A 4,042-nucleotide genomic window follows, 5' to 3' on the forward strand; every position below is an offset into this window, starting at 1 on the left:
ATTATTTCAGGATTTCAAAACAGAGCAACTACCACTAATGTCAATATCAGTTGGGAATTTGACCAGGGAGGTATTGAGGTAACAAGCCCAGTGAAAATCCCTGAAGGTGGTGATTACGATGAAAACTTTACTCTAACATTAGAAATGGTTCAATCAAGCGGAAAATCAAATATTCCCCTCTATGTAGGCTTTGTCAATTGTAATAAGGTGCTAAATACCTATGATGAAGCAAGCAGTTTACAATTGCGCCTCACTAATACAAATCTTCCCACGGCTGCAGATCCCGATATTACTTTCCACTATGATGAAGATATTAATCTGTCTTCTCAATTGGTAGTAACTTTGGAAGTGGGAACAGCAGCAGATGTACCTTGGGCGTTAGGCACACAAGACCAAGTTAATAACATCAGCATCTCTATTCCAGGAGAGCAATGGCAACAAAATGGGGACATTGAAACTATTCAAGTAGATGGAGTTGTTCAAGGTTTACAGTGGACTTTTATCCCCCAAGATGCTGATGTGGTGTTGGCAGCCAGGAAAACCATGTTAATCAATTTGGGTAATATTGTTACCGCCCACCCCACAGGAGAGGCTAACCTCTATTTAAATTATCAGTATGTACCAGGGTATAAGGATGGGCAATTTGTCTGTCAAATTGAAAAAGCACCTCTCACTTTTGACGATAAAGTGCGTGTGGGTACAAGGCAAAAATTAGATGGTTTGCTTACTGTCAAAAATGGTATTAGTCTCGATGATCCTGGTGATATTCAACACGAAAAAGGTGCTTTGAATTTTGGTGACACTAAAAGGCAAATGATCAATTTATGGCAAGAAGCACATGGAATTGGTGTGCAAGATTCTACCACCTACCTCCGAACTGGTACTCAATTTGCTTGGTATAAAAAAGGCACTCATAGTGATGATCAATTATCTCCAGGGGACGGTGGCACAGTATTGATGGTGCTCACAAATGCTTCTCTAGATGTTAATGGGCGAATTAAAGATAAAACCGGATATGTAATTCCTGTGGGAACAATTGTTCCCTATGCTGGAAGTTCAGCACCAGAAGGATGGTTGATTTGCAACGGTGCTAGTCTCAATCAAACTGAACATCAAGACTTATTTGATGTAATTGGAACTAACTACGGTGGCGACGGAGACAACTTTAATCTTCCCAATCTAAAGGGAAGAGTGCCAGTAGGAAAAAATGATGGGACTTTTAGCACATTAGGAAAGATGGGTGGGGAAGAGACACACAAGTTGACTACAGAGGAGATGCCTCCTCATAGTCACGAAGTTACCGATCCTGGGCATATTCACAACATAGCTGTACGTGATGGTACAGCAATGGGTCACGTTGGCACTGGTAACGCTAGCCAATCAGCCACGTATGGTACTAACAATAGCAACACTAATATTACTATCAATTCAGCAGGTGGGATCTCTAAAGACGGCGAATCAGAAGTTAAACCTCACAATAACTTGCAACCTTATTTGACAATTAATTACATCATCAAATCTTAGAGGGGATGAGGAATTTAGGAGGTAAGGAGGGAAGAGGATATCTGAAAAGTTTTTTTATACTGAATTTTGCCCCCCTAGCCCCCCAACTTTGGGGGGAACAAGAGTCAATTTGCTTCTAAAAGTCCCCCAAAATTGGGGGATTTAGGGGGCTTGGATGTAACAAATGAAACTTCTCAGACAACCTCTAAGGAAGTAAGGAGACAGAATTTAGTCAGTAGGTTTTTCATGCCTCAACCCAACCTTAACATGCTCTTATGAATACAACTGAGATGCATCTAATCTTAGGAATTTGTTGGGTTTCACTATGGTTCTACCCAACCTACTAAACTCCTTATCTTCTACCTCCTTCTCTCCTAACTCCTTCCCTCCTAACTCCTAATCTCCTTATCTCCTTCCCCCACTACAAACATTAAAGGAAAAAATCATGACTACAACCACCGAAGGACAACAAGTAAAATTTATTCAGTACCATCAACCAGCCCTTGAAAGTGGCGAATACCATATCAAAGTTGAGCAATCTATCTCTGACAAAAGAGAAACAGACAGCAGGATTCCTGACGGTATATCCTATAACAAGGAGTTAATCTTTTCCGTAATTGGGGAACGATTTGAACCCCTCAAACCCCAAGATATTTATGCAGTTTTCCCTCCCCCACAAAGCTTGGGAGATCATTCCAATGTCTTACCCCATATAACGGTTTATCGCAGCACTCTGCCTTGGGAACGTTTTCCAGGCACAACGGATGAAAATTTCACTTGGTTAGTTTTACTCTTATTCCGAGATTCCGATTTTGAGAATGAGGATGATAAACCCCAACTGAAAACTATTACCCTGGGAGAATTAGTAGGGAGGACATCTGGAGGTAAGTTTCCTGAATATGTATTAGATGGAGTAGGACAGACAGCAGAGGAGAACACAACAGTATTCGATGTCAAAAAGAAATATTTAGCCAATATTTTGCCTACTAAAGCAGACCTTGCCTATATTTCCCATATTCGCAAAGCAGAAGACTTAGAGGTAGAAGTTCCCGGTGAGACTACCGCAGATGAAGTAGAGGAAGAAAAAGAATTTGCTACGATTGTGTGTAGCCGTTTACCCGAACCCAATGGCACTAGTTACGTCCACCTAGTTTCCATGGAGGCACGCTATAAAAATGAGGGTAGTTTTGACTTCCAGGATGCGGGGGATGAAGACCTGATCCGGTTTGTGAGTTTGGCAAATTGGAGTTTTTCTTGTGTAGATCCCAAACAAACCTTTACTGAAATCCTCAAGAATCTCAATCGTACCCCCAGCACTCCCAGACTTCCGGTTAATGCCAATGCCACAGCAGAAGCATCTTTAGCCATGGGTTATGTTCCTTTTCCCCATTCCTTGCGGGAAGGAAGTCAAACAGTTTCCTGGTATCGTAGTCCTTTAGCCACTGGTTTCCACTCCGACACCTATGAGTTTCCTGCCAAAGCCGCCGATGAATTATTAAGATATGATTCTAATTTAGGACTTTTTGACACTTCCTATGCAGCAGCTTGGCAATTAGGGCGGATGTTAACCCTGCAAAATCAAGGGGTAGCCACAAAACTGTATGAATGGAAACGGGTATGTTCTCAAAAACTGAAACAACTAGAGAACATTTTTCTGCACTTGCCCTTAAGTCCTAAGCATGATACATCACTTATTGATGCTCCTTTAACAGTGTTTAATTGGTTTAAAAGCTTAGAATTACTGCAAGGTATTCCCTTTAACTATTTAGTTCCTGATGAAAAATTACTCCCCTCAGAATCAATCCGTTTTTTCTGTGTCGATCCTTTATGGGTAGACTCTTTACAGGATGGTGCTTTTAGTATTGGTCGAGTAACAGATGCAGATGTGACCGAAGATAGGGCAACCCGTTCTAATCATAGGAGTTTAACCCGCAGTGCAGATCAAAAGCTTACCGGAATTATCATGCGATCGCAAGTGGTGGCAGGATGGCCAGGTTTACTGGTGGATGGCTACGATACAGCGGTGGCGGATGCGGATTCCATTGACGAGACGGAGGGCAATCTGTTACCCCTAGTACGGATGGATAAATTAGCCAAAGATGTCTTAATTTGTATCTTCAAAGGGGAAGTGAAAACCGTCGATATTCACCAAAAACCTGAAGCCATGCACTCTGGGGTAGATCCTTTTGGGGTAGATGATACAGAGATTACCAAAGATTTACGGAATGCCAATGGTGAGTTGATTGTGGATTCCAAAATATCTGTACCCTGGAATAATTTTGACACCAGGTTAATTAACTTAGTGGAATTTGCTGAAAATATGAAAACTTGGTTCAATAGCGATGGTGGGGGAAATGTAACTAACTTTACCTCGGCTCAATTTGGTTTACAGATGATGGAAGGGGTGCAAAAAGTTAGGTTTGTGAAGGAGGAATAGGAGATAGGAGATAGGAGGTTAGGAGGTTAGGAGGTTAGGAGGTTAGGAGGTAGGAGTTAGGAGGTTAGGAGGTTAGGAGGTTAGGAGGTTAGGAGTTAGGAG

At 41.8% G+C, this 4,042-nt stretch carries 2 protein-coding genes; both read left to right on the plus strand.

The genetic code is table 11. The annotated features are described in order from the left end of the window. Positions 1-1,524 (plus strand): phage tail protein (locus F6K38_RS26490; RefSeq protein WP_287358026.1); only part of this gene is annotated, 1,524 nt, incomplete at its 5' end. Between the two features lie 424 nt (positions 1,525-1,948). After that, positions 1,949-3,940: a hypothetical protein gene (locus F6K38_RS26495; RefSeq protein ID WP_287358030.1), complete on the plus strand. Its 1,992-nt coding sequence runs from the start codon at positions 1,949-1,951 to the stop codon at positions 3,938-3,940. The last annotated feature ends 102 nt before the right edge of the window (positions 3,941-4,042 follow it).

This window comes from Moorena sp. SIO3B2 (genome assembly GCF_010692525.1).
In the GTDB taxonomy this organism is placed as follows: domain Bacteria; phylum Cyanobacteriota; class Cyanobacteriia; order Cyanobacteriales; family Coleofasciculaceae; genus Moorena; species Moorena producens.

What these genes read in the sequence shown, in the direction of transcription:
- F6K38_RS26495 (WP_287358030.1), top strand. Translation starts at nt 1,949, where the DNA reads ATGACTACAACCACCGAAGGACAACAAGTAAAATTTATTCAGTACCAT.